Source organism: Sphingobacterium sp. CZ-UAM (assembly GCF_002000245.1).
GTDB lineage: Bacteria > Bacteroidota > Bacteroidia > Sphingobacteriales > Sphingobacteriaceae > Sphingobacterium.
In genome coordinates, this window is record NZ_MTCM01000006.1 from 157,181 (window position 1) to 181,084 (window position 23,904).

At 41.3% G+C, this 23,904-nt stretch carries 22 protein-coding genes; 8 read left to right on the forward strand and 14 right to left on the reverse strand.

What is annotated here, in order from left to right; genetic code table 11:
• Positions 1-159: 159 nt before the first annotated feature.
• Positions 160-1,122: a hypothetical protein gene (locus BWD42_RS19965; RefSeq protein ID WP_077438169.1), complete on the reverse strand. Its 963-nt coding sequence runs from the start codon at positions 1,120-1,122 to the stop codon at positions 160-162.
• 166 nt (positions 1,123-1,288) lie between these two features.
• Here BWD42_RS19965 and BWD42_RS19970 point away from each other — a divergent pair, with 166 nt between their 5' ends.
• On the forward strand, positions 1,289-1,561 hold the full coding sequence (locus tag BWD42_RS19970; RefSeq protein WP_077438170.1) for a hypothetical protein: 273 nt from the start codon (positions 1,289-1,291) through the stop codon (positions 1,559-1,561).
• A 345-nt stretch (positions 1,562-1,906) separates the two neighbouring features.
• Here BWD42_RS19970 and BWD42_RS19980 read toward each other — a convergent pair whose 3' ends face one another.
• The 10 genes from BWD42_RS19980 to BWD42_RS20030 form a co-directional block, all read right to left on the reverse strand.
• Positions 1,907-2,140 carry a hypothetical protein gene (locus tag BWD42_RS19980; RefSeq protein WP_077438171.1) on the reverse strand — a complete coding sequence of 78 codons (234 nt, stop codon included), beginning with the start codon at positions 2,138-2,140 and terminating at the stop codon, positions 1,907-1,909.
• 562 nt (positions 2,141-2,702) lie between these two features.
• Entirely contained in the window at positions 2,703-4,409 is a 1,707-nt protein-coding gene (locus BWD42_RS19990) for a bifunctional alpha/beta hydrolase/class I SAM-dependent methyltransferase (RefSeq protein ID WP_077438173.1), read from the reverse strand.
• Between the two features lie 97 nt (positions 4,410-4,506).
• Complete coding sequence (locus BWD42_RS19995) at positions 4,507-5,892, reverse strand: phosphatase PAP2 family protein (protein WP_077438174.1); 1,386 nt, start codon at positions 5,890-5,892, stop codon at positions 4,507-4,509.
• Positions 5,874-6,629, reverse strand: coding sequence for an SDR family NAD(P)-dependent oxidoreductase (locus BWD42_RS20000; protein WP_077438175.1), 756 nt, complete (start codon positions 6,627-6,629; stop codon positions 5,874-5,876). Before BWD42_RS20000 ends, BWD42_RS19995 begins: the two co-directional genes overlap by 19 nt.
• Before the next feature lie 214 nt (positions 6,630-6,843).
• Positions 6,844-7,875, reverse strand: a complete 1,032-nt coding sequence (locus BWD42_RS20005) for a patatin-like phospholipase family protein (protein WP_077438176.1) — start codon at positions 7,873-7,875, stop codon at positions 6,844-6,846.
• A gap of 179 nt (positions 7,876-8,054) precedes the next feature.
• Entirely contained in the window at positions 8,055-8,900 is an 846-nt protein-coding gene (locus BWD42_RS20010) for a phosphatidate cytidylyltransferase (RefSeq protein ID WP_077438177.1), read from the reverse strand.
• Positions 8,893-9,498, reverse strand: coding sequence for a CDP-alcohol phosphatidyltransferase family protein (locus tag BWD42_RS20015; RefSeq protein WP_077438178.1), 606 nt, complete (start codon positions 9,496-9,498; stop codon positions 8,893-8,895). The genes BWD42_RS20010 and BWD42_RS20015 overlap by 8 nt, the downstream gene beginning before the upstream one ends.
• A 164-nt stretch (positions 9,499-9,662) precedes the next feature.
• A complete protein-coding gene (locus BWD42_RS24810) occupies positions 9,663-11,138 on the reverse strand; it encodes a TPM domain-containing protein (RefSeq protein ID WP_175992103.1) in 1,476 nt (491 codons plus the stop codon).
• 218 nt (positions 11,139-11,356) lie between these two features.
• The gene (locus BWD42_RS20025) at positions 11,357-12,679 is read right to left on the reverse strand and encodes a gluconate:H+ symporter (protein WP_077438179.1); all 1,323 of its coding nucleotides are present in this window, start codon (positions 12,677-12,679) and stop codon (positions 11,357-11,359) included.
• Between the two features lie 16 nt (positions 12,680-12,695).
• Positions 12,696-14,207 carry a gluconokinase gene (locus BWD42_RS20030; protein WP_077438180.1) on the reverse strand — a complete coding sequence of 504 codons (1,512 nt, stop codon included), beginning with the start codon at positions 14,205-14,207 and terminating at the stop codon, positions 12,696-12,698.
• Positions 14,208-14,458: 251 nt separating this feature from the next.
• Between BWD42_RS20030 and BWD42_RS20035 the strand changes: the two genes are divergently transcribed.
• Positions 14,459-14,542, forward strand: a complete 84-nt coding sequence (locus BWD42_RS20035) for a hypothetical protein (protein WP_254846290.1) — start codon at positions 14,459-14,461, stop codon at positions 14,540-14,542.
• 272 nt (positions 14,543-14,814) lie between these two features.
• Here BWD42_RS20035 and BWD42_RS20045 read toward each other — a convergent pair whose 3' ends face one another.
• The gene (locus BWD42_RS20045; protein ID WP_077438306.1) at positions 14,815-16,446 is read right to left on the reverse strand and encodes an ABC-F family ATP-binding cassette domain-containing protein; all 1,632 of its coding nucleotides are present in this window, start codon (positions 16,444-16,446) and stop codon (positions 14,815-14,817) included.
• Between the two features lie 84 nt (positions 16,447-16,530).
• On the opposite strand from BWD42_RS20045, the gene trmD reads away from it, so the two are divergent.
• From trmD to dusB, 6 genes are all read left to right on the forward strand, one after another.
• Complete coding sequence (gene trmD, locus BWD42_RS20050) at positions 16,531-17,208, forward strand: tRNA (guanosine(37)-N1)-methyltransferase TrmD (protein WP_077438181.1); 678 nt, start codon at positions 16,531-16,533, stop codon at positions 17,206-17,208.
• A 257-nt stretch (positions 17,209-17,465) separates the two neighbouring features.
• Complete coding sequence (locus BWD42_RS20060; protein WP_077438183.1) at positions 17,466-18,869, forward strand: anthranilate synthase component I family protein; 1,404 nt, start codon at positions 17,466-17,468, stop codon at positions 18,867-18,869.
• A complete protein-coding gene (locus tag BWD42_RS20065; protein ID WP_077438184.1) occupies positions 18,866-19,159 on the forward strand; it encodes a chorismate mutase in 294 nt (97 codons plus the stop codon). Before BWD42_RS20060 ends, BWD42_RS20065 begins: the two co-directional genes overlap by 4 nt.
• Complete coding sequence (locus BWD42_RS20070; protein ID WP_077438185.1) at positions 19,146-19,718, forward strand: anthranilate synthase component II; 573 nt, start codon at positions 19,146-19,148, stop codon at positions 19,716-19,718. The genes BWD42_RS20065 and BWD42_RS20070 overlap by 14 nt, the downstream gene beginning before the upstream one ends.
• 142 nt (positions 19,719-19,860) lie before the next feature.
• Entirely contained in the window at positions 19,861-20,643 is a 783-nt protein-coding gene (gene trpC, locus BWD42_RS20075) for an indole-3-glycerol phosphate synthase TrpC (RefSeq protein WP_077438186.1), read from the forward strand.
• A gap of 394 nt (positions 20,644-21,037) precedes the next feature.
• A complete protein-coding gene (dusB, locus tag BWD42_RS20080) occupies positions 21,038-22,033 on the forward strand; it encodes a tRNA dihydrouridine synthase DusB (RefSeq protein ID WP_077438187.1) in 996 nt (331 codons plus the stop codon).
• A 69-nt stretch (positions 22,034-22,102) separates the two neighbouring features.
• Here the strand turns inward: dusB and BWD42_RS20085 are convergent, their stop codons facing one another.
• Together BWD42_RS20085 and BWD42_RS20090 are read right to left on the reverse strand one after the other, a co-directional pair.
• Positions 22,103-23,605: a lipopolysaccharide biosynthesis protein gene (locus BWD42_RS20085; RefSeq protein WP_254846285.1), complete on the reverse strand. Its 1,503-nt coding sequence runs from the start codon at positions 23,603-23,605 to the stop codon at positions 22,103-22,105.
• A 6-nt stretch (positions 23,606-23,611) separates the two neighbouring features.
• Positions 23,612-23,893 carry an acylphosphatase gene (locus tag BWD42_RS20090; RefSeq protein WP_077438189.1) on the reverse strand — a complete coding sequence of 94 codons (282 nt, stop codon included), beginning with the start codon at positions 23,891-23,893 and terminating at the stop codon, positions 23,612-23,614.
• Between the last annotated feature and the right edge of the window lie 11 nt (positions 23,894-23,904).

Genomic DNA, 23,904 nt, shown 5'->3' on the forward strand with positions numbered 1-23,904 from the left:
GCTGATTTTTATTTAGCTGTCGACGTGTTTAACTGCTTGAGTGCAGATCCTTTATTAACCTGTAGAATTCTCATTTTAGGATCGCCACGATAGGTGGTGGAAAACTTAATATGTCACCCATGAATTTATACAGCTATGATACTACACCCTTATTATCTACTACAAAGTTTCTTCACGACCAAATAATACGACCATCTTCTGCTCAAAGGTTATCTTAGCAATTTCAAATAAACGCTCAAGTTCCACCATATCGGGAATGCGACTCTTCATGCGCAATTTATCATCTTCAAAATTCTCGAAATCAAGCACATCTAACGTTGGATAATTATCAATATTTTTCTTGATCTGCCTCCGCAATTGTGGCAGCACTCTGGCAGCCATTTCCTCGAGTTCTTTGCAGGTTCCGCTTAAAACTGGAATATCTAACGAAAAAGTACTAATGACTAGGCTGTAGATCTGTTTTAGACATGATGATATAAGGGCATAGGCTAGATCTGGAATAACTTCATCGTCCGATAACAGTGTTTTACATTTTTCCAGAAACCGCTCTGTTTTCGTAATTTGGTTATTAAATTTACCGGAAAAGATTTCTTTTGAATTTTCTATCGAGCTATCCTCTGACTCGATCAAACGATATGGATTGCCCGAAAACACCAGAAATTTAGATCGACAATGCGCCATATAGTAATAATATTCTTTCTCCAGTTTTTTCTCCCATTCTTTCTTTGCAAATAGATTAAACACAATAATACTTTGCCTCAAGCAAACGAGCTCAAGGATACTTCTTACAATTGGCTCGTTCCGATTTAAATCATATTTCCAGCCATCAAGTATCAAGATAATCTCCATACAGGCTTTGACATCACACTTTTCAATAGCAGGATGCGGTATCAGAAAAATCCGGTCAGGTTCCAAAACCGCTACAATAAGATCTAAAAGTGGTTTTAAAGCCGAATACTCTCGATCTATTTGGAGCAATCCGCCAATTTCACGCATCCATCGTTCAAATTCACCACTTCGTTCTCCAGGGTGAAGATAGATATGATTTGTGGTGGTTGTCTGATTTTGGCTTTTATTAACAGTCCCCTGATAGAGAGTCTCTACACGTCCATAGTTATCCATAATCATAAAAATTTATATTGGTTTATTATTTTATCACTCGTTCGAAACATCACTATGTTGACTAGTACCATGAAGCACTACGCTAACCATTACTTGATATTTCAAAACAAAAGTAAAGATAATCTATACAATTATAAAATTTTTAAATAAATTGTTTCATAATTGTATGATGAATAGAAAAGAAGAGACCAATAATTTCGGCAGCTTTGTTAAAGTCAACATCATCATTATGGGACCTTCTACAACACATACTGAATATCTGGCACAACCCGAAACGGTCAAAGCAATTTTTAAAGCTTTAAAAGAGCCTTTCGAATCTAAGGGAATTCGTATTCCAAAGCATATCGAAAAATGTATTGAAGAAAGTATGGATCAATTCAGTGCAGGAAATTCCATTTCTTTGGAATTTTTTAAGGAAAAACATTTCCGCCGGAAATAAAAATTGAATTAGGATTTATAAAAAAAGTAATATAGGTTAGGTGAAGCCTATTGTGTATAACCGCTATATCTTTCTTCTTGTCAAGCTTTGTCTATTTGAAAAGAACGAAATAATCTCTACGTTATCATTTCGCACACGATAATACATTGTATTAAATTTCAGAATAACTGCTTTATAGATATTTTGACTCTCAGATTTAGGGAAAATATAAGGATTTTGAGAAATCAATACTGTGATCTTTTCAATCTTTGAGCTAATTTTTTGATCTCTTTTTCGCTAAAGTTCTCTTCAAGATATTCTATTGTCTTCTCTAGCTCGTTTAATGCATTCGGAGTCCATAGAATATTATAACCACTTTTCATAGATCTTTCGAGCTGAAGAGTGATTTTTTAGATCTTTATTATCTGCCTCGCGAACGCCCTTTTCAATTGAAATCTTCTCTGCCTCAGAAGCCGAATCCCACCAGTCTTTTACCTCCTCTTCTCTAAACTTTAGTAGTTTTTCGATAATAGAACTATCTTCCAACGTCGCTAACCATTGAATTAATTCTAATTTTTTATTTAAGGTCTGTGCATTCATAACTTTTAACACTTACTATTCAAATTTAGCAATTTTCTTCCAGTTTATGCTCAATGTTTTACAAACTTCATCTTCAAAAGTTTTAATAATAATTTTAAGAAACTCATTGTATACAATCCTATATCTCAGCCTCAATCGGTGATCATCGCTCATTACTATCATTATATCATCATATCTGCAATAAGGATAATTCGCTCCAAAGATAGCCCACCAGTGTATCATTACCCTCCCTGTGCATGGAATAAAGTCGATTTGTTAAGTAAAGAAGTCTTTTTGTTAAGCAATTACATCGCTGTACGCGGAATAAAGACAATTTGTTAAGCAAAAAAGTCTTTTTGTCAAACGGATCGGATCTGCATTTCTGAGTAATGGAAGCAGAAAATGGGGGCATTTTGAGTAAACAGGAGATCAAATTGCGCCAAATCCATAACCTGAAAGCTATATATTTGACGCAATTTGCCCCCCTTATTCTATTCGGCACAGTCCTATACTTCCATTAACTGGGCACTTACAAATAATTTACTTGGTCACAATTCTGTATACAGATCGTTCGGAAATACGATTATCCGGCTTTCACAGCTCCCGAAGAAACGGTAAATATCCCGTAATCGTCAATAAGCATCCGCTCCTTGACGACTCCGTTGTAAGCCATAATCCGATCCAATTCTTTTTGCGAACGTCGGCGCATGACCCAATCTTTCTTCTGATGACTGTTCAACACATAAGCGATCATTTTCAATTGCGGATGCCATGGCTGTCCGGTATAGACCAGATGGCTGTCTTCCTCACAAATGGAAGTCGCGCCATGTACCGCCCTGCTCGCCATTTCATTGTTGCCAAATAATTCGAAAATACCGGAGATTACCACAATATTAGGTGCAAAATCCAGTTTGTTGTAAGTCTCTGGATCAAAACAATCGTAATTAGTGAAACGTATTCCCTGGAGCCCTTTCTTCTTGATGATTTTCTCCCCCACTGCAATATTGGGCAATAGAAACTCGTTGATCACGATCTCCACTTCAGGATATTTTTCTTTGATGTCAAATAAATAATTTCCGGTGCCGCCAGCGATATCCAAGATTTTCACAGGCCGGCCCGTAGACTTCACCTGTGCAATATTCTCTTCCAATAGACGTAATAGATGCTGTTTACGTATACGGATCCCTTTCCAGCCGATCGCTTCCAAATACCCTTTATCAATGATTTTGCCTAATCCCATTCTGCCTTTCGGCTCATTGCGATAAACGTAATCCAATGAAATTCCTGAATCAAAACCAAACTGAAGCCCTAAGTTCATCCCATGACTCAATGATCCGATCTTGCCCAAAGTCCATTTCTGCAAGGCATAGTTTAATTTCTCAGCCGCAGGTATCACCTTATGATACAATTTTTCATATTCTTTTACCGAAAACTCGTCAGGCTCCAGCCCCTGTTCAGGCTTTTGCCTTGCGTAGGCTTTCGTAATAAAATCTTTTAAATAAGCATAGACTTTCTGTCTGTTGGATTCAAACAGGATACCATGATAAAAGTTGCGCAGGGTAATAAACGTTTTCAGCTTAGAAGCAATAGACACAAAGAATTGCTTTTGTACCGAGTTTTTAACTACATAGTCCTTTTCTGCGGATAGCACAATCACGGGAATATCGATTGCGGCAGCATCCTCAACGATACGCTCACCGGCTTTCAATAGGTCGACCAATAAAGCGCCATTAATGGATTTTGAGATTAGGGGATCAGCATCATAAGCCTGTTGTTGCTCAATATCATGGGTCAGGACCTTCGCTTTGACATAGCTTTGGATAACAAGATCCTTTTTCAGCTTGGTTCCAAGCGCAATCATCTGGTTGGCCAGTGGTACATACAGTTTAATCTCAAAGGCAGGGGCCAATAAAGCCATACCTGCAATCGGAGGAGCAAAATCATGTACCCAAGCACTCACAATAACCCCAGCAATACTATTGGCGATGACAAAGACATCCTTGGTATCAACTGCATATTCGGCGCGGATATAGGAGACAAAACTGTCCAGATCGCGCACATTATCCATGAAAACCGCTGATACGGGCACTTTGGTATGGCCATGTCCACGCAGGTCGAATGCAAAGATGGAATAACCAGCAAACTGTGGATCGCTAGCCATCTCCTGTAGGCGTTCTGAATGTTCATGCCCACGGTGCAATACAACTAAAGCCTTTTGTCCCTTTTGATAATTCCAAACACGATATAGCAGTTCCCCTTGATCGAAACTCTTAAAATAACCTGATTTCATTTTTTTATAATTTATTCCATCTATACAATGGCGTATGCAATTTCTGTATCTATTCAGATATGGAGGTTAAAAACAAAGACCAAGCCACCCTTTTTGATTAGGATCTGTCCGCGACGATAATTTTCATCAACTGGATCGCATGAGCCCGCAGTACCATATGCCTATTGATCGACTTCACCCGATCAATAGCTTTATTTAAATCTAAAGATAATAATTCCCGCGTCATCAGAATAGCAAAAATCATACTTCTACTATAGCCCATTGTACAATGAATGACCATATTTTCATGCTCATCCAAATTGCGGTAAGCAGATAGCATTGCGTCTATGATCACATGGGCATCATGCACATCGATCTCCGCAATATCCAGCAAAGGGAAAGAATAATACTTTTCCATACCCCACAAGAGTTTTACGTCCTCCAGCTCAGCTGCGAGGTCAAAAACAACCAGACTGCGATCCAGTCCCAAGGCTATTAGTTCCGAAGCGTCCAACCTTGGCCCTACATAACAGCGTGGCAGTAACTCTATCAGCGGCGGATTATTTTTCTTTCTAAAAAAACGCCACATCAACCAGTATGCAAGTCGGTAAGGAGCGTAAAATACTTTCTTTATCAGCGGTGTTCGACCCCGATTATCCTTCAAAAAACCTGTATTACCGCACAGGTAATTGTAACCAACCGCAAGACAGACAAAGGCTACCCAAGCAAAAGCAATCAGCAGTAATAAATATCCCTCGCAGAGCAGTGCCAGTAGCATGAATAGCCACCCAATGAGGTAATAACTATTCGCTACTTGTTGGTTCCGGATCGCCGGAAGAAGACTATCAAGTTTTTGGGTATAAAAACCTGATTTCTGCTGTAAATTATGTTGCTGTTCAATGGCGTTCGGAAAGACGATAAAACTGAACTGAACCAGTATACAAGCTGTCAATAGATCAATCACGTGGTGCTGATATACAGCCAATGTTCCTATACCCATCATCAGGAGCCAGATGCCCAAAATTATTTTCTTCCGTCCGTTGAACTTCCATCGCAGCACCGACCAAAAAAGACAGGCATAAGCGACATGCAGGGAGGGCGCCTGATTAAAAGGCGAATCATATTCCCTTAAGAAAGAAAAGAAAATTGTAAATAAAGGATTTTCGACCTGCGGACGGTCAAAAGAAAACCGCAGCGGAAAAAGGAGAAAACATAGTGCAGCAATCAGGGTAACAAATGTAAATCGCTTTGCATAGCACAAGAGCTCCCCTTTTTGTTGACAGTAAAACGGCACGAGGCAAAAAAACAGCCCACTGCTCATATAGGGCAGGATCATCCATGGAATGAATGGAATATGCTGTTCAAAGTCGAATACAAAGGATGGTACCGTAGCTAAACTGGCGGCGCAGGCTGCTGTATAGGGATATGTAAGCTGAAAAAGCAACAGGCAATAGATGACAACAAGGAGCCGCCCGCCTACCTTCTTTAATCGTTTTTCATCCATTTGGCTTTCCTAAACATGATTTTACTTAATAATACATGGGGGAGCAGACCTAAAAATCCCATCAGCCATTTCATACGCTTCGGAAAAATCACGATTTCTTCCTTTTGCTGTATGGCTTTTAAAATGCGTTGTGCGGCATCGTCTACACTGACCAAAAAAGGCTTTTTGGAGAGATCCTGCTGGTTAAGTTGACGGAGCTTGGTTGTATCCACATACCCCGGCGCGATGACTGTCACGGCAATCCCATACGGAAGCAATGCCCGCCGATAAGCATCAGCCACTTGGATTGCGGCTCGCTTTGTTTTGCTGTACAAACTTGAATTCGGAAAATCCAGCTTCCCCGAGACGGATGCTATTGTTACTATCTGCCCCCTTGATTGTCTACGCATGACTTCGCTGGCGACGTCAAAACAGTTCAGGGTACCCAGCATATTGACTCGGAGCATTGCACTTGCCTCTTCGTAACTGATAGCCTGTGCCACGTCATCGGCATAGCTTCCTGTACAATTGATAAAAAGATCCAACGTCCCCTGATGACAGAAAGAATCAACGGCAGCAGCCAAAGCATCCCGATCACATACATCCACTTCAAACTTGATGAGCGCATCGTATGCTGGATGATTGGTCAGTCTTGAAAGGTCCCGACCACATACCGCAACTACCGCCTCCTGTTGGAGGTAGCTTTGTGCTAGTGCCAAACCTATTCCGCTTGTTCCGCCTGCGATAAATACCTTCATTTTTATAAAAAATAGCGATTATAGTTCCCGCTGTCCGGGCTATCTTGTCAAACAAATAAACCTTCGATTTCTGTCAACTAAATTCTAAAACAGTCCAGTATTAAATGATAAACACTTCCAAGCTCCACTGAACTTTATAATGTATGTACATCTTGTATGATCTCTTCACTAGTACAATGTCTTCTTAATTCCAGTTATTCCTATCCATTGTGTTTTAGCCCATACGCAGCTCCATCGTCTTACGATATCCATAGTTCCATTGTGCTTCCATCGCAGCCGCAAATTCATCCAAACTGGTCGGAAGGGACAATGTTATTTCAAATCTACGCCAATCTATACCTTTTTTGCAATAGCTTCCTGCCAGCTGCTCTGTAGCATCCCTTGTATCGATCCATCGGATTTCCTGAAATTGCTGATCAATATCCCTCAGGCGTTGGTTACCACTAAAGCCCAATACCGCTCTGACCAATCCTTCCTCCTGGAATTTATACATCTGCTTCCGCTCACAGATCACTTCCGCCGCCAAAGACTGCGCCAACTCCACAGGTACCAAATCAATGGCTCCCCCGGCATAATACTCCCCGTTCCACTGTACCGGCTCAATATAAAACATATCGGACATGGAAATACGAACTGCCTCCAACAAGGTTACCGCCGAATTTATCGCTATTGTTGGTGCAACAGCACTTTGTCCATAGTTTTCACCTTGAAGTTGAATAGCATCCAGATTTACGTTTGATAGTGCCGTTGCATTCCCCATCAAGACTTTCTGATAAAGCTTACGTTCGCCACGTCTCTCCCCAACTTCCGAACGGTCAAAAAGCATTCTTGAACCAATAATAATCGACGGTATTTCCTCCGAAAATGGGTGGCTCAGACTCGGTAATAAGGGAGAAAGATCATGCTCCATCTTGACCAGATAACGATCAAACACATCTTCCAGATAAGGAGCAGATCGTTTATCCCATTGCTTTTTTAACACATACAAACCAAGTTTGCCCAGATGACGCTGCTCCGTAAGCCGATGTCCACAGAAGAAGCGATAAAACTCTTCGGACTGGAGATAGGATTTCCGCTCAGCATCCCTTGCAAAAGCCTGAATAAGCGCAGCAGCCAATGATCCGCCGCAGCTAGCAATCAGTAAATCCGGTTTAAATCCCATTTCGTCCAACGCCGCATACATTCCCAAGTACAAGCCAAAACGAGTACCACCACCTGAAAATAAAACTGCCCGTTGATAATTCATTTCGCGATATATTTGATGTGCGTGTATACTCTTACAAGGTCAAGACCTAATGCCAATTTTTAACCTTTGATAGATTGATCTCATTTTTCTCCATGCGTAAACAATCTATAGGGTTACTGATAACAGAATACATAATTCTAAATTTCACGATTTAGATGACGATCCGCTTTATAAAACCATTACAAATTCGTTATTTCTATCAAACAAATCAAACCATAGAAAACAGGTGCATTAAACACCAAGCTATCTATCCGATCCAGTAATCCACCATGTCCGGGGATTAATGTCCCCGTATCCTTGACTCCCGCCCTGCGTTTCAAAAAGGAGAAAAGTACGTCACCACAAAATCCTAAAGTACCAAAGAGCAGACCAAGCAACGAAAAGCAGATAAAATCCCCAAATGGCAATAGCAAGTAACCCAAGATATTACTCAACATTATCGTCAGTCCGATACCACCAACACATCCGGCAACCGTTTTATTTGGACTGATGCGCGGAACAATCTTTCGTTTGCCAAAGAATTTACCCATTAGGTATTGGAATACGTCGTTCAGCTCCGTTAAAACGATGATATAGGCCACAAGCCGTAATCCCATCCACTCATTCTGATCAATTTCTACTGCCCGAATAAAGGCTAGCTGGCTGAATGCAAGTAGGCAGGCAGCCGCTCCAAAGGTCATTCCCATAGCAGCACCCGTCGCTGTTTTTCGCCCCAACCGGAAAAACAACCCAATCCCTAGGCACAATAGTGTCGCCCAGAATAGATAGCCGCTATATGAACAGTAGGTTAAAAGGATCAACTGTAATAGACCAATTACAATAGCAAAGGGCAATGCAAGACTAAAATTTGGCACAAACATCTTCACAAATTCGCGCATGCCCTGAAAGGTAAGCCAGCAAACAAACAGCCATGATGTCATTTGCGGAACGAAAGCAATCGCCAGTACAAGCACAATATAGCCCCAGCTTCTGACCCGGACAGGTACGTCAGCAAATTTATCCTTCGGATTAGATACTTCACTCATTCAACACCAATGCCTTTCTCAATCGCGTTATGGAACTCAAGACCAATAACGAACATAGCACAGCAAAAATATAACCCGAAAATGCAGTTATCGAAATATGCAACAAACTTAAAATCCCGTATACCCCCAGCAGCAGTGCACGGTCGCTTTTACCCATAGGTCCATCATAACGACGATCATTGGCAATAACCTTTCCGATCAGACCGCAGAATTCGTTGATGACACTCAAAACAATAAAGCCTACTACCAGATATAAACTCTCGGGATGAAATTTCAGCAGGGGAAAAAAGATCAGGACATCAGAAACAATATCGCCTACCTCGTTCAGGACTTCTCCCGTTTTACTCGTCTGATTGAAAAGACGGGCCATCATCCCGTCCAGTGCATTGAGAGCCATACGCAGTAATAAACCAATCGGTAATGCCAGAAATAAAACTATGCTGCGGTCGGCATACCAAAAAAGGATCGCAATAACCAGAGACAAGAGCACCGAACCAACCGTAATCTGATTGGCCGTTACCTTTTTCCGATTCAAAAAGCTCAGAACCGGCATCAATAACTGCTGGAACTTTGGTTTTAATTTATAAACAGAAATCATATATGCGCTACGTAACTTACTTTTTTTATTTTTTTTAAAAAAAAATTTTGATAGTGTAAAAAATACACTATATTTGTGTCATCATAATTTAGGTTTATAATTGGTTATTTAAGGTTTTCATTCTCCCCGTTTGAAAACCTTTTTTTTTGCCCCTAAATTAGGAATTACCATCTTCCGCCAGCCCCACCGCCACCGGACGAACCGCCACCAAAACTTCCGCCGCCACCGCCACTGGAGCCGCCGCCACCAGATCTGCTTGATGAAGAGCGTACTTTAACGGGTATGGTGTGCTCGCCATGGGACACACGGTGACCACAGTTCTTACATTTATCAAAACGTTCCTCAAGCCCCTGCGTACTGTAGGTTGCGGAACGGATCGTCCGTGAAAGGCCGGTTTTAAACGTACGGTAATGACATTGCGGACAATCCATGTACCCTGCATTTTCATCCCAGGGAACCAACTTAGTCTCATTGCTTGTCTGATCTACCCAGATCTCATAAGACCGGCTGCCAATTTTCTCTTCCAACAGCTGTCCTTGATCCAAGTATGCGCTTTCCCGGGTAGCGGCATCATCCTTATTCATGCGCAACCAACGCCCCGAGTCATCCGGGGGAGTCAGTCTAAGTTCATTCCTTCGGATACGTTTATTTATTCCAAAAAGATCAAACAGCGCCAAAGGGCTTAACAATAAAGGAACAAGTCCCCAAACGCGAAACTTACGCAAAGCTTGCTGGATATTTTCTTCATCACGGTAGGAATTGATAATCTGTGTACGGCTTGCATTATATTTCATCGCCAGCGTAATGCTTCCAAATATAAAAACAAAATAAGGTAGATTCTTCCATTGATAAACAACTTCGAAGTTATTCAACGCAAAAGCACATATAAATACACTTGCAAACATCAACATTCCCATACAACCGCAACCACTGACCAGTGGTGGAAAATATTTACTTTTTTTGGTCAGCTTACCCTTGATCGCACGGGTCACTTCGCCCAGCCAGATGTAACAGAGGGCAAATAAAGCCAGTACCAAAAGTGAATTTCTCAGGATAGGACTTCTAAAACTCCAAATTGGAGTTGCTTCGGGCATCAAACGTTCCAATTCGGCCCTACTGTCGGGTGATGTCAGAATAGTTTTGATAAACTGCGACGCCTCGAGGACGCCTTGATCATAATTTCCATTTCGAAAATTAGGTACCAGATACTTTTCGCCGATTCGTTTCAGATAGGCATCCGGCAAGGTGCTTTCCATGCCATACCCCGTAATGAAGCGATATTCCCGCCGGTCTTTCGCAATAAACAATAATAGCCCATTATTGCTTTCCTTCTTACCTATACCCCAGGTATTAAATAGCTTTAATGCAAATTCAAAATCGCTGTCACCGACATAGTCATTGACCAATACAATGGCATACTCACTTTTGGTAGCTGCTTCGATCTGTGTGGATAAGCCATCCAGCTCGGCAACTGTTCCCGAAGACAGGATTCCATCAGGGTTGGAGACAAAATAATCTTGTCCTTTCTGCTTTGGACTGGGTATATTATCAACTGTATATTGGCCAAAAACAGCCCCCCCACCCAAGCAGCAACTCAGGCAAAATAAGATATACAGATAAAGCTGTTGTGATCTATGCATATTTGTCAGAATAACTCAAACAACAAAAATTTGGTTCATTAGCACGATATTAAGAAAAAAAAATCAAACCAAGGGTTTCATCAAAAAAAAGCCCATAATCAACCAATTATGGGTCTATATAATTCAATATTCGTTTGATGACAAAGGCAATCAAGAATGCGGAGTTTGCCTTGCGGTTTCGACAGTCACCTTCTGATAAGGGACTTTGTCATTAGCTATCAATGACCAAGCCAGTGTAAAATCAAGACACCGATCAATCCAATAACAGAAACGAGCGTTTCCATCACCGTCCATGAGCGAAATGTATCCTTCACGCTCACTCCAAAATAAGATTTAAACATCCAAAACCCTGGGTCGTTGACGTGTGAGAACATGAGACTGCCCGCTCCCGTCGCTAGCACCATTAATTCAGGAGTAACATCTCCTGCTCGCACAATGGGGAGCATAATGCCCGCTGCCGTGAGTCCAGCAACACTTGCCGAACCGATAACTAGGCGAATGATACCGGCTATTAACCAGGCAAGCACAAGTGGTGACAAACTAAGGTCTGCAGTTAGGTCAGCGATATAGTTCGCTACACCACTATCTACCAAAATTTGCTTGAAGGCGCCTGATGCTGCAATGATAAAAAGGATCATCATTATCCCACGGATTGCTTCTTCCACACTTTCTGACTGCTCCCGCAAACTTTTACCTTGGCGGATTCCCATCGTGTACATCGCCACTAGCGATGCAATCATTAAAGCCACCACCGGGTCACCCAAGAAACGGAGTGTCGTCAGCCAAGCGGAGCCTTCTGGGAATATGAGATGTGCAAATGACCCAAAAGCAATTAAAATTATTGGAAACAGTCCCGTAAATATACTAATTGCAAATCCGGGAAGCTCTTTCTTATCTGCTTGATTGTGCTCAGGAAAGAACTCAGCAGGTGGGTTGGTCGGAATACGCTTAAGCATCCTACCAAAGAGTGGTCCACCGATAATTATGGCAGGAATTGCCACAACAATGCCATATGCCATTGTCAAACCTATATCCGCATTGTAAGTAACCGCTATGGCTGTAGCTCCCGGATGCGGTGGCAAATAACCGTGCGTCACAGACAGCGCTGCCAGCAGTGGAATAGCAACGTAAAGCAAGGGCATTTTATTAGAAGCACATACCATGAAAACAAACGGTACCAAGACGATAAAACCGACATTGTAAAATAAAGGAATTCCTACTAAAAAGCCCGTGAGAACCATTGCCCAGGGTAAGTTCTTTCTGCCAAATACCGCCGTTAGTTTCGTTGTAATCTTTTCTGCAGCGCCCCCCTCCGCCATCAATTTACCCAGTAAAGACCCGAAAGCCAACAAAAGTGCCAACTGGCCCATAGTACTACTTACTCCGGTTTCAACAGATTTAAGGATGTCGACGGCATTCATATTCATAGCAAAACCGACCGCAACAGAGGTTATCAGTAATGAAAAGATCGTGTTTAACCTGACGACAGTGACTAAAAGAAGTAGCAAAGCTACTCCCAAAATAACGATGATTAGAGGCATAATAATTTACAACTAGTTAAAACTCACCTTCCAATATATGGTACAGGCGTTCAAATTTCTGGAAGTTTTTAATATATACGGCATGATTCTCTTCACTCGGTTTGTAATAGTGCTCGGTATCTTGTGTCCCCGCCGCTTGCTTGTTTTTTACGGAAGGCTCTCCTCGCTGTATACCCAATGCTTCCAAGCCTATCAATGCTGCTCCCCACGCAGAACTTTCTACCGTATTTTTGGTGAATACAGGTTTATTGAAAATGTCTGCAAGCATTTGCAACAACAACGATGAACGCGCTAAACCACCGCTTGCAAAGATCGTATGAATGGGGCCAGTGTTCTCTTCCAATGCGATTCCTACACTGTAAATTGCAAACAACATCCCTTCCATCATGGCCCGCGCAAAGTGCGCCCTGCCATGATGCAGCTGTATCCCAAAATAAACGCCTTTTGCATTGGAATTCCAATGTGGTGCCCGTTCACCGGTTAAATAGGGCAAGAATATCAAGCCCTCTGCCCCCGGAACGACAGAGTCGACCAAAGCATTTAACGAGACAGACGAATCTCCATCCGTTTCCATTTGGGTATATTCATGCAAGAAGTTATCTCGAAACCAGTTGCGTAATACACCCCCGTTGTTAACCGCGCCACCAATTATATATTCATTTGGTCTCAGTAGGTAGGTAAATAACCTTTGTTTTTTTTCTTGATTTGCCTGCGAACTTGCCACGCGAATAGCTCCACTGGTACCAATAGTTATCGAAGCCACCCCAGGACTTATAGCCCCTACCCCGAGATTAGCCAAACATCCATCGCTACCACCTATAACAAAAGAGGTATCTTGGGGTATGTGCATCAAGGCCGCGATTTCCTGGCTAGGCATATTTAAAATATAATCGACCGGAACTGGCGATGCTAATTGTTCTTCCGATATGCCCGTCAATTTTAACGCCTGATCAGACCATATAAGCCGATGTATGTCGAAAAGCCCTGTTGCAGATGCAATGGAATGATCGACCACATAAACACCAAAGAGCCGGTGAAAAAGAAATTCTTTGATACCGATAAATTTGTGCGACTGCGCAAATAATTTTTGATCATTAGACTTTATCCACATTAATTTGCAAAGCAAAGACATGGGATGTATTGGTGTGCCCGTTTGCTGATAAAGTAGCCTGCCTACCTCACTTGCCTCCAAGGCAACCGCGATATCCTCGCTTCTGCGATCTGCCCATATTATGCAATTGCTAAGTGGCTCTCCCGCCGAGTCAACAGCGATCAGTCCGTGCATAGCACTGCTCACCGAAATGCATACAGGTTTCGGTATTTCGGCACTAGATTGCTTTAAGCTAATCATGACATATCTAATAGACTCAATACATGCAGCATAAACAACCTCCGGATCTTGCTCGTACCAGCCTTCTGACGGGTTTAATATGGGATAAGGTATACTATGCTGCGACAAGATGTTACCTTCGTAGTCAAATGCAACAGCTTTCGCAGATGATGTCCCAATGTCTAATCCAATGATCATAAATAAAATTGATGTTTAGGAGAGTTCAATATACGGATTATCTGCTAGTTTACAACAAAACACTCAATACCAGCGAAGTAATTGGAGCAAAAAAAGCGCTTCATACCAATCTGCCGATAATTGCCTTTCATAGTATCAACAAAAATGGTAAATTTCATCTTTGAAAAACGGTATTGAACGATGAGTATAGATAAATTGAATAACTACGATTTTGGAATAGTTGGACTCGGCGTAATGGGACGTAATTTATTATACAAGCACAACGAGACTATTTTGGCGCACATACCTATGAACGTATTGATCAGGAAAGTATCTTTCACACACTTTGGGATTAAGGGAAAAAGCTTGAATATTCGATGTAATCTTTGTTTAAAACGCAAAAAAGCGGCTTTATATAAAAAAGCCGCTTTTTATAACTGATTCTCCTATCGAGATGAACCAATGACCTACTTGTTACAAGTCAGTTACTCTACCAGCTGAGCTCAAGAGACTACCGATAAAGTTTCTGATTTCTGTACTGCAAATATCGGGATCGGACAAAAACTTGTAGCGTATGATTATATGCTATAGACTAATCGCCTACATTTACACTTCGTTGATTTAGAAGCTATCGTTCAATATCCTTTAAACTGTTCATTTTCTTATATTCCAGGAATCCTTTTATATCCTCAAAATGTTCACGGACACGCTTATTTCCAAACTCAAATACTTTCTCCGCTAAGCCGTCCAAAAAGTCACGGTCGTGTGAAACAAGGATCAATGTACCATCAAAATCCTTTAAAGCATCTTTGATAATATCCTTGGTCTTCATGTCCAAATGGTTGGTCGGCTCATCGAGGATCAACACATTCACGGGCTCCAAAAGTAGTTTTATCATCGCCAGACGAGTTCGCTCACCACCAGATAATACTTTAACCTTTTTCGTCGTGTCATCCCCGCTGAACATAAAAGCCCCCAGAAGATCTTTCATTTTTACGCGCACATCGCCCACTGCAATTTGGTCGATGGTATCAAAAACAGTCAGTTCGCCATCCAATAAAGCGGCTTGATTCTGGGCAAAGTAACCGATTTTGGCATTATGGCCTATTTTCAATGTACCTTCAAAATCTATTTCGCCCATAATCGCTTTGATCATGGTTGATTTACCCTCACCGTTCTTACCTACAAAAGCAACTTTTTCTCCGCGTTCAATCACCATATTGGCTTTTTGGAATACGACATGATCGTCATATGCTTTGCTAAGATCTTCCACAATCACAGGATATTGCCCCGAGCGTGGTGAAGGGGGAAATTTCAGACGCAAGGCCGAAGTATCAACTTCATCAATTTCGATAATTTCCAGCTTTTCCAACATCTTAACACGTGACTGCACCTGCAAGGTTTTCGAATAAGTACCTCTAAAACGGTCAATGAATTCCTGATTGTCAGCAATAAAACGTTGCTGCTCCTCATAAGCTTTCAATTGATGCTGACGTCTTTCCTGACGCAGTTCCAAGTAATGGCTATACTTGGCTCTATAGTCATAAATACGCCCCATCGTCACCTCAATGGTACGGTTGGTAATATTATCGACAAAGGCTCTATCGTGTGAAATAACAATAACTGCTTTGGCCGAATTGACAAGGAAATCCTCCAGCCATTGGATACTCTCGATATCCATATGGTTGGTCGGCTCATCCAACAAAATCAGATCCGGTTTTTTTAATAATATTTTAGCTAGTTCGATACGCATACGCCATCCTCCGGAAAACTCCGAAGTCTGTCTGGTAAAATCCGATCGCTCAAAACCAAGCCCTTTCAGCACCTTTTCTACCTCTGCATCGTAATTGACCTCTTCGATCGAATAAAACTTCTCACTCAGTTCCGACACCCGCTCAATCAATTGCATGTAATCATCCGTCTCATAATCCGTACGGATATTCAGCTGCTCGTTCAGCTGCTCCAATTCATCCCGCATGCCGTAAACCTCCTCGAAAGCTTTCGAGGTCTCCTCAAAGACAGTTACATTGTCCTCGGTCAGCAAATGCTGCGGTAGATAGGCAATAACCGCGTCTTTTGGACCTGCGACATTACCCGTTGTAGGCTTACCCACGCCAGCGATAATTTTCAACAGGGTAGATTTACCCGCACCGTTCTTACCCATCAATGCAATCTTATCATTCTCATTGATCGAGAAAGATACATCCGAAAAAAGAGTCGTTCCCCCAAAGGAAACAGAAATATTATTTACGTCAATCACTGTATGTACACTTAAATTTGCCACAAAGATAAGCGAATCAATCTTATAAATAGACAATGGATCATTTTTGTGTATCTTTGCGCCATGCGTTTTGATATTATTACGGTCCTACCAGACCTTTTGGAAAGTCCATTTGCACACTCTATTTTGCAACGTGCAAAGAATAAAGGCCTCGCGGAGATATATGTACACAATTTAAGAGATTACTCAACAAATAAGCACAAAAGTGTGGACGATTACCCCTATGGCGGTGGCTCCGGCATGGTGTTACAGATCGAACCCTTCGCCAAGTGCATTGAACAATTACAGGCCGAACGGACATACGATGAAATCATCTATATGACTCCCGATGGTGAAACATTCAATCAGGATATTGCAAATGGGCTCTCGACCAAAAGTAACATGATGATTCTCTGTGGCCACTACAAAGGTATAGACCAACGCATCCGGGATATATATGTGACAAAGGAAATCTCGGTAGGTGATTATGTGCTGTCTGGTGGCGAACTTCCGGCAGCAATTGTTACAGACGCGATTATCCGTCTGATTCCCGGAGTTTTGTCCGATGAAACCTCCGCACTTTCGGATTCTTTTCAGGACGGATTGCTCGATGCGCCGATCTATACACGCCCCGCAGACTGGAAAGGGCACAAAGTACCCGAGATTTTGCTCAGTGGACATGAAGTAAACATCGCTACCTGGAAGCATGAACAACAGCTAAAAAGAACTCAGGAAAGACGTCCTGATTTATTAAATGATTAAGAAATAAGGTATATTTTTGTTTTTTTATCACAAAAAGTTTGCTTATTTATTTTTTTTTATAAATTTGTGTAATAATGACACGAAGATATACAAATACAAATTGGTGGTGGCCTGGAGCAATAAGCATCGGGAATCAATTGGTATTGTCATAATATTTCATAATCAACCAAAACCATTTATGGAAATTCCAAACCCGATGCTAACCCGTATCGGGTTTTTTTATGTATAAAAATTATCAACGCGAATAAAAGAATAAAATGAAGTATAAATTCAAAACACAGAGCAGAAAGTTGCTCGCCGACACAACAACACCGGTGAGTATTTATCTTCGATTACGGGATATCTTTCCAAATTCACTGCTATTGGAAAGTTCCGACTACCATAGCCGTGACAACAATATCAGCTATATCTGTTGCCAGCCCATTGCAGGGATCCAGCTGGATGAGCGCGAGTTGACCTTAACCTATCCCGGAAAAGAACGGATTGTCAAAAACGCCCAAGAAATCGAATTGCGTCAGGAGGTTTCCGATTTCCGGAATTCTTTTGAAGATTCGACGGTAGCCGAACTGAACCTCATCTCAAACGGGCTATTCGGATACTTTACATTTGACTGCATTGAACATTTTGAGGATATCAAACTGACAACAGCTATCGATCCGGCCCGGAAAATACCGTTTATGCAGTATCACGTCTACAAATATGTGATCGCCATCGACCATTTCCGTAATCAGCTTTATATCTTCGAACACCTTTTGGAAGATGAGGAGTCCGAGCTGGAACGCATGCAATTCCTAATCCAGAACAAAAATTTCCCGGAATACACATTCAAGTTAGCGGGAGAGGAAAGTTCCAATCGTAGCGATGAGGAACACCGTCAACTGGTCAAGAAGATGAAGGAACATATCCAACGTGGCGATGTCTTCCAGATCGTTCCGTCCCGTGGTTTCCGGACCCCGTTCTCGGGCGACGAATTTAATGTCTACCGCGCATTACGCTCGATTAACCCCTCGCCTTACCTTTTCTATTTTGATTATGGTGACTTTAAACTATTTGGATCCTCGCCCGAAGCACAATTGCGCATCCACGGCAAGCAGGCGACAATCTTCCCGATTGCCGGAACATTCAAGAGAACTGGAAACATGGAAGAAGACCAAAAGATTGCCTCCAGACTAAAACAAGATCCAAAGGAAACCTCCGAGCATGTGATGTTGGTAGACCTTGCCCGTAATGACCTGAGCAGACACTGTACCCAGGTTAAAGTGGAGTCCTATATGGAACCACAATACTACTCACATATCATCCATTTGGTATCAAAAGTAACAGGGGTATTAAAAGATAATATCAATCCATTCGATATTGTGGGAGATACCTACCCGGCTGGAACACTCTCCGGAGCTCCAAAGCACATGGCATTGACACTCATTGACCGCTACGAAGGATTGCAGCGCTCGTTCTATTCTGGAGCAATTGGCTTTATGGGTTTCAATGGGGATTTCAATCATGCCATCATGATTCGCTCGTTCCTGAGCAAACAAAACACCTTACATTATCAGGCCGGAGGCGGAATTGTACTAGATTCTGATCCGGAAATGGAACTCCAGGAAGTGAACAACAAAATAGCTGCTTTGCGAAAAGCATTACAATTAGCAGAAACGTTATGATCAGACCATTAGAATATTGTGTCAATACCCAGCATATTAATGCTTCGATAGATACCATCGACAACCGCATCGTTGAATTGCTTGCCTTACGGAAGACCTATCTCAATAAGGCAAAAGTATTGCAGGATGATACAGATAATGAACAAAATAGGATAAAAAATATCAGCAGCAATCAAATAACATTGGCAAAGAGATTCGATCTGCCCGTAGAATTTGTCCGTGCGATATTTCAGGAAATAGATAATTACTTTAATCAGGACTATACAACAAGAGGTTATGAGCAACAATAAAATCGTTGTCATTGACAATTACGATTCATTCACCTACAATTTGGTTCATTTGCTCCAGGAGTTGGGACAGGGCTATGTGGTGTTGAGAAATGATAAATTCAAACTAGAGGAACTAGAAGCATTCGATAAAATCCTACTTTCCCCCGGCCCTGGAATTCCCGAAGAGGCGGGCTTATTGCTTGACGTGATCCGCACCTATGCGCCACAAAAGAGTATATTAGGTATCTGTTTGGGTCAACAGGCAATCGCCGAAGTATTTGGCGGCACATTATTTAATATGGAAAAGCCGCTACATGGAGTTGCAACCAACATTATCGTAACCGATGAATCCGAAAAGCTATTTCAGGATTTTCCGAAAGATTCCAAAATAGGACGCTACCATTCATGGGCAGTGAACAAAGATACCTTGCCAGGTACACTTAAAGTGACAGCAGTAGACGAGAATGGTATCATCATGGCACTGACACATACGGAGTATGATGTGCGAGGCATGCAGTTCCATCCGGAATCTGTACTGACAACAAATGGGAAAAAATTAATTGAAAACTGGTTATCTTAGTATAGCATATTGAGATAGGAGTATTTAGACATTACCTTTACAAGATTACGTCTCACTGAGTCGTGTAAATGATCACCTATGTACAGGAACACAGCAAAGTACTAAAATCTCAATACTCAATACTAATATCTTACTACTACAAATGACTATACTCGATAAAATCATTGAACGAAAAAGAATAGAGGTAGAAAAATCCAAAGCGCAGGTTTCTGCCGAAGAACTGTTGAACTACCCCTATTTCAGTGTAGCCTGTCTTTCATTACGGGAATCTATATTAGATCGCGAAAAAACAGGGATTATTGCTGAATATAAACGCGCATCACCCTCAAAAGGCGATATCAACAGTACGGCAAAAGTCGAAGATGTCGTCAAAGCCTATGAAGAAGCTGGTGCCTCGGCAGTATCTGTGCTGACAGATGGCGAGTTTTTCAAGGGCAATCTTGAAGATCTTTCAAAAGCAAGGGAGACAATTAACATTCCTATATTGCGCAAGGAATTCATTGTCGACAAGTATCAGATTACCGAAGCCAAGGCTTATGGTGCCGATGTCATCCTTTTAATAGCGGCCTGCCTCAAAAAGGAAGAAGTTCAGGAATTTGCCGCTTATGCACATCAGATCGGACTCAATGTGTTGCTTGAAGTACACAATGAGCAGGAACTGCTGGACAATCTTTTCGATGATATTGATGCCATTGGTGTCAACAATAGGAACCTAAAGGATTTCACCGTCGATCTACAACATTCGTATGATCTTTTGGATAAGATTCCATCCGAATACATCAAAGTATCCGAAAGTGGCATTTCTGATCCCAAGACAATTAAAGCATTGAAAAAGGCTGGTTTCCAAAGTTTTCTGATCGGTGAAAATTTTATGAAAACCACAGACCCAGGGAAAGCAATCAAAGATTTTGTAAAAGAAATTTGATTTTATTCAAAAACAAATCTGGATAAAAGTGTCCTTGATGACTATATACTAAAATGGCATTTTGAAAAAACCTTCATGACCAGATGCGCGACCAGCGATGAAAATCAACTGAAGGTTCTTTCTGACCAACAGAAAACAGGCACTTTCAGAAGAAAGAGGCTATGCATAAATAAGGCCTTCTCTGCAAATATACCTTCAATACCGCGAAGGTATATTTGCTTTTATAGGAAAATCCAATCCTGACAACAGCCCAGCCCTATCACTACCGTTTCGGTGGTCAGCGGAATACAACAGCGCTACGCATTCTGAATAAAAAAACCGACGCTAAACTCATGACAGTTAACTAACTTTATACTAATCCCAAATTTTGTACCTTTGTAAAAAATTTTTGAAGATGTCGGTCAAGATTGGTGAAAACATTGATTTGGGTGAATTCCCTTTGTTACTAGCTCCGATGGAGGATGTGAGTGATCCACCATTTCGCTATGTATGCAAACAGAATGGTGTTGATTTAATGTATACTGAATTTATTTCTTCCGAAGGGCTGATTCGTGATGCTGCTAAATCTGTTCAGAAACTTGATATTTTTGAATATGAGCGGCCGATCGGTATTCAGATATTTGGTGGAGATATCGAAAGTATGCGGCAATCAGCTGAAATCTGTACAAAAGCAAATCCAAATCTCATCGATATCAATTACGGTTGCCCGGTTAAGAAAGTGGTCTGTAAGGGCGCTGGCTCATCCCTATTGCAAGATATCGATAAGATGGTTGCAATGACCAAAGCTGTTGTTGAGGCGACCCATCTCCCGGTGACAGTAAAAACACGGCTAGGCTGGGATGATAATACGAAAAATGTATACGAAGTAGCTGAACGCTTGCAAGACGTCGGCATCAAAGCATTAGCGATACATGGGCGTACGCGCGCGCAATTATATAAAGGTCAAGCGGACTGGTCGATGATCCGTGATATCAAACGTAATCCGCGCATTCAGATTCCAATTTTTGGTAACGGTGATGTGGATTCAGTCGAAAAAGCAGCGGCCTGGAGACAGGAATACGAAGTGGATGGCATTATGATCGGCCGTGCAGCTATTGGTTACCCTTGGATCTTTAGAGAGATCAAGCATTTCTTCCATACAGGTGAACGCCTGGAGGGACCTACAATTGCTGAACGGGTTGATGTATGTAGAACACACTTAAATAAATCCATTGAGTGGAAAGGCGATAAATTGGGAATTTTTGAAATGCGGAGACATTACGCAAATTATTTCAAAGGAATTCCAAATTTTAAAGAGTCCAGAATGAAACTCGTCAGCTTACAGACGCAGGATGAAATTTTGGATGTACTCCATGATATAGAACATAACTTCGAAACTGAATTATTTTAAGATTTTCAAAATTAAAAAAAGGCGATAACTTAATTAGTTATCGCCTTTTTTATGCTTTTAGTAAGCCTGCTAGTTTCTCCTTATTAACTTCATAAGCTCCTTCTTTTCAAGAAAAAAAGTAACACCAAGCAAGGTCAGAAGCATAGCATTTCCGATCCAGATATTACTATGAAAAACCTGAAAGCTCAACCAGGAAATCAAAAGTCCTACGCCGAGATAGGTAGAAATCTTAATCATCTTATAGGGTATGGGATAATACATCTGGCCCCAATAAAGTGAAAAACCGATCATAACCAAATAGACTACGGTTGTTGATAAAACCGCACCAACATAGGAATAAGTGGGGATAAGCCACACATTGAGCAATATGGTGATTAAAGCCCCTATTCCTGAAATATAAAGCGCATAACGCGTCTGATCAGTTAACTTATACCAAATTGATAGATTCATATATATACCAAGAAGTACATAATTGAAAAGGAGGATCGGAACAATTTTAAGTCCTGTCCAATATATTGCGATCTCTTTTTCATTGCCCTTGATAAAATATTTTAGCCAATCCAGATTAACGGTCAATCCAACCATTGCAATTACCATCAAAATAACAAAATACTCCATGATTAATGCATAGGTTTTCGACGCATTTTGGTTCTTCGAATAGGAAAAGAAGAACGGTTCAGCTCCCAATCTAAAAGCCGTAACAAATAAGCTAAGGAATACAGCTAATTTAGCAACCGCACCATATATGCCAAGATCCCGAATTCCTACTTCACCAGGAAGCAGCTTAGGGAAAAACATCTTGTCTAAATTCTCATTAATGATAAATGAAATATTGGCTATTAATATAGGGAAGCTATACTTCAGCATTTGATTCATTAATTTCCGGTCTAATTTCAAGCGAAATGTCATCAATTCAGGCAACAGCAAAATCAATGTAACCACACTGGCAAACAGGTTTGAAATAAAAACATAACCTATCCAACCTTCTTTAAACCATGTTCCGGCAAAATCCGCCCAAAAGCTGTACTGATGCACCCAATCAGGCAAGAAATAAATAAAAAACAGGTTTGAAATCACGGTAATACCAATATTGACGAATTTCAATGCACTGTATTTATACGGCCTACCCTCCGCACGCAGCTTTGTAAACGGCACAACTGCCAGCGCATCCGCAACAAGGATAAAAGCAAAATACTTGATGTACTGTTCATATAAATCCACATCAGCACCATCAGCAAACCATGCCGCAATAGGCCGTGTAAACACAAAAACAGATAACAGTAGAATGCCTGAGCTAACTAAAGTAACAAAGAAACTGTTATTGTAAACCTTATTCTTATCTTGTGGTTCGACTTTTTGCAGATAGCGAAAATAGGTCGTTTCCATACCAAATGCCAATACAGCATTCAACATAGACATCCAAGCATAAAAATTAGAATAGATACCATAGACCGCCGCATCTTTAAATTTGCGGAGATAAAGAGGCGTCATCAAAAACCCTATCATCCGCGAAACAATAGTAGTTACGCCATAGATGACGGTATCACTGAGAAATTTCTTAATTGCTGACACTAGGCTTTAGGATTGAACTCTTTTAATCACTTCAAAATTAGAAAAGCCTTTCAGTTCGCCTTCCTTAACTTCAACAGCTTCAACATTTGCATCCTCCGGACCTTCCTGGCAGAAGTCCAACAATGAATCAAGTGCAAAATCATCACCCTCCGCCTCGATATAGACAGATCCATCCTTTTGATTGAGTACAAAGCCTTTTACACCAACCTGATCTGCAACGGCTTTGGCCGTCAACCGAAAAAAGACTCCCTGTACTTTACCCTTTATTGAAATATTCAAATGTTTCATAAGAGCAAAAG

Coding starts and splice junctions, on each gene's coding strand:
- BWD42_RS19965 (WP_077438169.1), bottom strand. CDS start 1,122: ATGGATAACTATGGACGTGTAGAGACTCTCTATCAGGGGACTGTTAAT.
- BWD42_RS19970 (WP_077438170.1), top strand. CDS start 1,289: ATGATGAATAGAAAAGAAGAGACCAATAATTTCGGCAGCTTTGTTAAA.
- BWD42_RS19980 (WP_077438171.1), bottom strand. CDS start 2,140: ATGAATGCACAGACCTTAAATAAAAAATTAGAATTAATTCAATGGTTA.
- BWD42_RS19990 (WP_077438173.1), bottom strand. CDS start 4,409: ATGAAATCAGGTTATTTTAAGAGTTTCGATCAAGGGGAACTGCTATAT.
- BWD42_RS19995 (WP_077438174.1), bottom strand. CDS start 5,892: ATGGATGAAAAACGATTAAAGAAGGTAGGCGGGCGGCTCCTTGTTGTC.
- BWD42_RS20000 (WP_077438175.1), bottom strand. CDS start 6,629: ATGAAGGTATTTATCGCAGGCGGAACAAGCGGAATAGGTTTGGCACTA.
- BWD42_RS20005 (WP_077438176.1), bottom strand. CDS start 7,875: ATGAATTATCAACGGGCAGTTTTATTTTCAGGTGGTGGTACTCGTTTT.
- BWD42_RS20010 (WP_077438177.1), bottom strand. CDS start 8,900: ATGAGTGAAGTATCTAATCCGAAGGATAAATTTGCTGACGTACCTGTC.
- BWD42_RS20015 (WP_077438178.1), bottom strand. CDS start 9,498: ATGATTTCTGTTTATAAATTAAAACCAAAGTTCCAGCAGTTATTGATG.
- BWD42_RS24810 (WP_175992103.1), bottom strand. CDS start 11,138: ATGCATAGATCACAACAGCTTTATCTGTATATCTTATTTTGCCTGAGT.
- BWD42_RS20025 (WP_077438179.1), bottom strand. CDS start 12,679: ATGCCTCTAATCATCGTTATTTTGGGAGTAGCTTTGCTACTTCTTTTA.
- BWD42_RS20030 (WP_077438180.1), bottom strand. CDS start 14,207: ATGATCATTGGATTAGACATTGGGACATCATCTGCGAAAGCTGTTGCA.
- trmD (WP_077438181.1), top strand. CDS start 16,531: ATGCGTTTTGATATTATTACGGTCCTACCAGACCTTTTGGAAAGTCCA.
- BWD42_RS20060 (WP_077438183.1), top strand. CDS start 17,466: ATGAAGTATAAATTCAAAACACAGAGCAGAAAGTTGCTCGCCGACACA.
- BWD42_RS20065 (WP_077438184.1), top strand. CDS start 18,866: ATGATCAGACCATTAGAATATTGTGTCAATACCCAGCATATTAATGCT.
- BWD42_RS20070 (WP_077438185.1), top strand. CDS start 19,146: ATGAGCAACAATAAAATCGTTGTCATTGACAATTACGATTCATTCACC.
- trpC (WP_077438186.1), top strand. CDS start 19,861: ATGACTATACTCGATAAAATCATTGAACGAAAAAGAATAGAGGTAGAA.
- dusB (WP_077438187.1), top strand. CDS start 21,038: ATGTCGGTCAAGATTGGTGAAAACATTGATTTGGGTGAATTCCCTTTG.
- BWD42_RS20090 (WP_077438189.1), bottom strand. CDS start 23,893: ATGAAACATTTGAATATTTCAATAAAGGGTAAAGTACAGGGAGTCTTT.